Raw genomic sequence first — 5,685 nt, forward strand, 5'->3', positions numbered from 1 at the left:
GGATCAGAGGATCGGGGGAGCTGGGGGCAGCTTTGTTAGAAGGTAATAATTTGCAGGAGGTGCAGGAGTCTCTGAATTCCTGATGCCCAGGAAGTTTTACAATATGCAAGAGACTTGTACAAGGCTCAAGGAAACTTGGAGTCAATAACTCGCCGTCAACCCGATTAGGGTATGACGGGAGCTTGTAAGAAAGCTCTAACTTGACCAGACTAAGTTCTTTGAGAAGCTACTAGAGAGAACTTTCAGATCTGATCTTGAGTATAATTAATTGTGAATATTGACTGGGAGTGTAACTCTGTCTAAGATAATAAGTAAATTTTTTTTGACCTGCTAAAGATTAAAATGCCTCACTGTTGTTTGATGATTATTAGGATGGGAACCTCTTGAAACCAGATTAGGTGGATAGAATGAGACGTAAGGTGGGCAATGTCCATCATACGAAAGGTAATCCAAGCTACAGTAAGATTGTTGAGATTGCTGATCTTACTGGCTTACAGGCTACCAATGACTTTATTTATGTCCACCTACTTAAACACTGCTATATTTTGGCTAGAGAACATCTACTAAATTATCGGGGTAAGAGAATGCAAAAAAATTATTCTGTGGGTAGTCTGGATCTCCGCGCTCCACTGATTGCGAAGCTTCGTCGGGGGCTAGGAATAGGTTGGCTTCGGGTAATCACCTTGGTTTTCCTAGATACCCTGATGCTGTCTTTGGCATGGATTGTTGCTGAGAAAATAGGGACACCTACTCGTTCATTTAATCTGCTATGGAATGCCTCGGAAAAGCCAAATGGTTTACTGCTACCCATTTTAATTATTAATCTGGGAATCTTAGCAGCTTCAGGACTCTATGGCACAGATGATAGACGGCGCAGTTTTTTGAATCTGATCAAATCAATCATATTGAGTCAGATTGTTTTACTGAATATTGCCTTTTTCTACGGCACAGATCGAGTTGTATCCCGCTCTGCCTTTTTAATTGCTTGGTTACTGTCTCTCATTTTTGTTTTCAGCGAACGTTTACTGCTTCATCTTGCCATCGTGAGCCAACGTTCTCATGGAAGCTGGCGTCAAGCTATATTTATAATTGGAGAACCAAAGGATATTGAAAAAGCTCGAACCAGACTGGATAAAGCTGCCCAATTTGATATTAGAGGGGAAGTGGACTTAGCTGTACGGAATAACCCTGAAGAATGGGCTAATACTTTGGAAAATATCCAAAAATTAGGAGTCAGTGAAGTCTTTATTTGTTCTTGGCACGCTGTTACCGATCCAATTTTTCTGTTTTGGGAATTGAAAAATGTGGGGATAGATTTACGGGTTCTACCCCTTGGCTTAGACTTGCCGAGTCAGTGGTCCGAAATCAAAATGATTGATGGTTTTACAACAATTAGGTTCCGTTCTCCGCCAATTGTTGGTAGTGATTTTTGGATTAAACGCTGCTTTGATATCCTGGCATCAGGATTCGCTTTGATCCTGATTAGTCCTCTGCTTTTATTGATTGCTACGATCATCAAGATTGACTCCATTGGACCAGTATTTTATAAGCAGGAACGTGTGGGATTGAAGGGGCGTAGGTTCAAGGTTTGGAAGTTTAGAACTATGGTGATCAATGCGGCTGATTTCCAACAGGAATTAGAGGGGAAAAATGAAATGAAGGGAGGGGTGTTGTTTAAAATGAAGAATGACCCCCGGATTACTGATGTTGGTAAATTTCTCCGCCGTTATAGTCTTGATGAATTACCCCAACTGATTAATGTTTTGTGTGGCACGATGAGTTTGGTTGGTCCTCGTCCTCTCCCTGTCAGAGATGTGGAAAGATTTTCGGAACATCATCAAATTCGTCACGAAGTTTTGCCGGGAATTACTGGATTATGGCAAATTTCTGGTCGCTCTGATGTGGGTGAGTCTGAGGATGTTTTTCGGCTGGATATGGCTTATATTCAGAATTGGTCTCTTGCTCTGGATTTCCAGATTTTGCTACAAACAATTAAGGTGGTGTTCAATTCAGAAGGGGCTTATTAATTTGATTGTTGGTTGTTGGTTGTTGGTTATTGGTTATTGGTTGTTGGTGGTGGACAATTGGCTCTAAGCCCCTTGTTATTATAGCGGTTCTCGGTTGATGAGACAGGTTTTTTTAACGCATAGACGCGCAGCGGCTTCTCGCCAGAGTAGGGACGCAAAGGTAAGCGCAAAGTAACGCGAAGAAGAGAGAGAAATTTTCGGTGTGTTCTACTCATTTAAGAGGTGATATATTTATTGGTTATGGGGAAGAGATATATTATTGCTCATTTGTTGTTAATAAACAACCAATAACATTACTGTTTATCCAATTTCCATAGCTGATCGTCAGGAGTATTGTAAACTAGTTGTAGTTTGTATATTTGCTGTTTTTTTAGTTCTTCGTTCCATTTTGGGGATGGTGTATGCTTGTATAAAAATACATCACTGAATTCATCGGGAATCTGAGGAATGTATGGTTTAACTGCGAATAGGTAATTTAGGTTACAAGTGTAGCATCTTGGCTGTATTATTAGTTTAACTTTTGGTTCTAGTACATAGCTGAAAGTTAGGATATAAGCCATTTGATCGTCACTAATTAATAGGGGGTGGGGAGTTTGATTTATGATGTTAGCTATGGCTGGATTACTAACATTAAGATGCTTATTCCACCAAACTTCTGCTTGAGAGCTGACGGCACAGGATAGAATGCCACAGGATAGTAGGATGATGGTCACAATTTGCCAAGTTTTATGTTCTCTCCACTCCCTCTGTTGGCTAATTTTAGTGGCGAGAAGGTAGGCAATGGCTAGTTGAATACCTAAAATTAAGGGGGTTAAAAATCTCAGTGTTGAACGATTACCTCCGAAAATTAAATCTGGTATAATTAGTGCGATCGCAGGTACGCCAACTAGCGTGACAATAAATAGCCAAGTCCGTTTTGGAGTATGGCGAATCAAAAAATAAAATGAGTAGCTGACTATAATTAATAAGAATAAAATAGCAATGGTAATTGGGATAAGATAGATTAAAGGATCTCGCGATCTAGTGTTAAAATCAATGAAAATTCGAGCTAAAACACCCATTAATGTTTGAATCGATTTTAGTAATGAGTTTTTCTGATTTGCCCAAGATGTGACTTTATGAATTTGGGAGAGACTGGTAATGACAATCCCAAGCCAAGGAATGAAAATGATTAGGGCGGCTAGGGATGCTAATAGATAATAAATAATGGTTTTCGTGAGGCAAAATTTTTCGATAGTTATTATATAAATACCATGTCCAATGGCAACTAATCCGGAAAATAAAAAGGTGTAGAAACTGGTGGTTAGGGTGAGGAAATAAATCAGCCAACTTCTTTTGGTTTTGAGTCGGATTGCTCTTATTAGGGCGGCGTTTGATATTAGGATTGTTACTGTCCACAGGCTATATTGACGGGCTTCTTGGGCGTATAAGACGTGGAAGGGGGATACGGCGAGAATTGCTGCGGCTACCGGGCCAATGTTGGTGGCAGATGGGGCAGCGGATGGGGCAGCGGATGGGGTAGCGGATGTAGCGGATGGAGTAGCAGATGTAGCGGATGTGTTTGTTACGGGTGAGTTAAATAGTTCTTGACATAACCAATATATACTCGGAAATGCTAATAGGCTAATTAAGGCTGGTAGGCTTCTCATGGCGGTGACTGATGTGCCAAACCATTGTGCCCAGAATCTTGCTATTACATAGTAGAGGGGTGGATGTTGTGGGTCTTCTAAGGATAGGCTTTTAATGGTGTCAATGAGGCTTCTTTCTGGGTTGAGGTGTTGATAGTATTGTAAGTCTTGGATGCTAATTATTTTGGGTTGGGAGAATTCTTGGACTATTTCGGTTTCGGTATAACCGGATATCCGCAGTGAGGTGTAGGTTTCGTCAAACCAATAGATTTTGCGATCGAGGTTGGTGAGGCGGAAGAATATGCCTAATATTAATACGGTGATGATGAGGAAACTTAACCAAGTTTTGGGGAGATTCAATCTCTGGATTAGTTGATTTTTAAGCATATATGAGTTTTTGCTTACCTATATTAGGTTATCTTAACTATGAGAGATGCCCTGTGGAGGGATTTTTAGATGTAATTGAGGAAATGAATAATTGGGTAAGCCCTCGCCTGGGTATCCGCTTTGATTTGTCTGGAGATAATTTACAGCTTTATCGTCCTGATGGTAATCCATTTGTCAGTTATGTGGATATTCAAAGACAGTTAGAACAAACTCAGCAAGAGTTAGAACAAACTCAGCAAGAGTTAGAAGAGTCTCAACAACAACTAGAAGAGGAACGGCAAAGGGCAGGGAAATTGGCTGAACGTTTGCGATCGCTTGGTATAGACCCGGAACAAGTATAGCATCTAGAAACCATACTTCTTCAATAAGTATGGTTTCTGTAGCCCCTAAGATATCCCTGGTTCAAAATGGCGATAGAAGTTAGTAAAGAAGCCTTCTGGCGATAACCATTCTTTCCATAGTTTGCGGCATTCATACTGTAAGTCGATAAATTCTTGGGGTGATAGTTTATCGTGGAATTCGGCTATTTTGTCGGCGATTTGTGGTAGTTCTTTTTCGTCTACCAAAATACAGTATTTTTTCCAATCGATGGCGAATTCGTAGGGGAGAATGCAGTCGGTGTCGATGAAGATGGGAATCCGCCCGCAACAGAGGGTTTCGTAGAGGCGGAAGGAGAAGTTTCCTGCGCCGCGACAGCAGAGGATATAGTCGCTTTCGGCTATGTTTTGCACAAATTCTAAACGTGCTTTTGACTTTTGCTCTGTTGATAATTGATGGTTTAAAAAGTTTTTCGTATATTGGGGGAGAAAATTGGTTTTAATTGATGGGTTATCTGTTAAAATATTGATCGCACGTTCCCGTAAAATATGTCCTTTATAGGGGGACACTTTCATTTTGTGATATTTAGTTAACATCGCTCCTTCATAGACAAGAGTTTTCAGCTTTGTTTGCCATGAATCTGATTGAACTAAACCACAGAATCCTACCACAGGCTGGTCGGATTTTTGCCGGATGGGGAGTTGATTGTTAAGATAGTGTTGGACTAAATCTTCACACCAGGCTGGGAAAGCAAATTCTTGGGGCTTTTGTTGGCTGCGGTAGGGTGATTGGCGGAAAATAAAGGCGTTTTTGATGGGAATTTCTTCATCAGAGCAGTCGCCTGAGAAAAATACAATTAAAGGTTTACCCGCTTCCTCAATCTTTTGGGCAAATTCCCTGGCTATAGCTAAGGCAGATTGGTTAATTTTATTGCGCCATAGATATGTCCGGATTTTTAGCCAGTCGTCAGGGAGGATGGCAAAGTCGGCTTCTGCTATGGGAACCATCTCGAAACAGGTGGGCGCGATCGCGCTATAGTTTTCTAAGGCTCTATTCCAGGTAGGCTGTGGGGTTGTTGGGGGTTGTCGCCAAAAGGGAGTGAGGAGGGTATTGGGATTCTCTCCCTTGGATAGGTAGTTTGGATCTGAGAATATTTTTAATTTCATGAAGGGATTCTAGTACAGTTTGGGATAAAGTCTGAACTAAAATCGGTTGGGTTTATAATTTTTAACGAATTGAGATTGCCAATATGGCTCTCTCGTCTTTATGGTGATAACAAAATCTTATTTAACTGTAGGGTGTGTTAGGCACGGGCGATAAATTCA

Annotated in this window: 4 protein-coding genes; 2 read left to right on the forward strand and 2 right to left on the reverse strand. The window is 40.9% G+C overall.

What is annotated here, in order from left to right; translation table 11 throughout:
* Window positions 1–407 precede the first annotated feature (407 nt).
* Window positions 408–2,027 carry a sugar transferase gene (locus NJ959_RS24800; protein ID WP_254014427.1) on the forward strand — a complete coding sequence of 540 codons (1,620 nt, stop codon included), beginning with the start codon at window positions 408–410 and terminating at the stop codon, window positions 2,025–2,027.
* A gap of 293 nt (window positions 2,028–2,320) precedes the next feature.
* On the opposite strand, the gene NJ959_RS24805 is transcribed toward NJ959_RS24800, so the two are convergent.
* Window positions 2,321–4,042 carry a glycosyltransferase family 39 protein gene (locus NJ959_RS24805; RefSeq protein WP_254014428.1) on the reverse strand — a complete coding sequence of 574 codons (1,722 nt, stop codon included), beginning with the start codon at window positions 4,040–4,042 and terminating at the stop codon, window positions 2,321–2,323.
* Between the two features lie 2 nt (window positions 4,043–4,044).
* Between NJ959_RS24805 and NJ959_RS24810 the strand changes: the two genes are divergently transcribed.
* Window positions 4,045–4,383 (forward strand): hypothetical protein, encoded by a 339-nt coding sequence (locus NJ959_RS24810; RefSeq protein WP_254014429.1) that lies wholly within the window; start codon window positions 4,045–4,047, stop codon window positions 4,381–4,383.
* A gap of 45 nt (window positions 4,384–4,428) precedes the next feature.
* Here NJ959_RS24810 and NJ959_RS24815 read toward each other — a convergent pair whose 3' ends face one another.
* Window positions 4,429–5,526 carry an exostosin domain-containing protein gene (locus NJ959_RS24815; protein ID WP_254014430.1) on the reverse strand — a complete coding sequence of 366 codons (1,098 nt, stop codon included), beginning with the start codon at window positions 5,524–5,526 and terminating at the stop codon, window positions 4,429–4,431.
* Window positions 5,527–5,685: the final 159 nt, after the last annotated feature.

It is taken from the genome of Limnofasciculus baicalensis BBK-W-15 (genome assembly GCF_024178385.1).
Taxonomy (GTDB): domain Bacteria; phylum Cyanobacteriota; class Cyanobacteriia; order Cyanobacteriales; family Coleofasciculaceae; genus Limnofasciculus; species Limnofasciculus baicalensis.

What these genes read in the sequence shown, in the direction of transcription:
- NJ959_RS24800 (WP_254014427.1), top strand. Translation starts at nt 408, where the DNA reads ATGAGACGTAAGGTGGGCAATGTCCATCATACGAAAGGTAATCCAAGC.
- NJ959_RS24805 (WP_254014428.1), bottom strand. Translation starts at nt 4,042, where the DNA reads ATGCTTAAAAATCAACTAATCCAGAGATTGAATCTCCCCAAAACTTGG.
- NJ959_RS24810 (WP_254014429.1), top strand. Translation starts at nt 4,045, where the DNA reads ATGAGTTTTTGCTTACCTATATTAGGTTATCTTAACTATGAGAGATGC.
- NJ959_RS24815 (WP_254014430.1), bottom strand. Translation starts at nt 5,526, where the DNA reads ATGAAATTAAAAATATTCTCAGATCCAAACTACCTATCCAAGGGAGAG.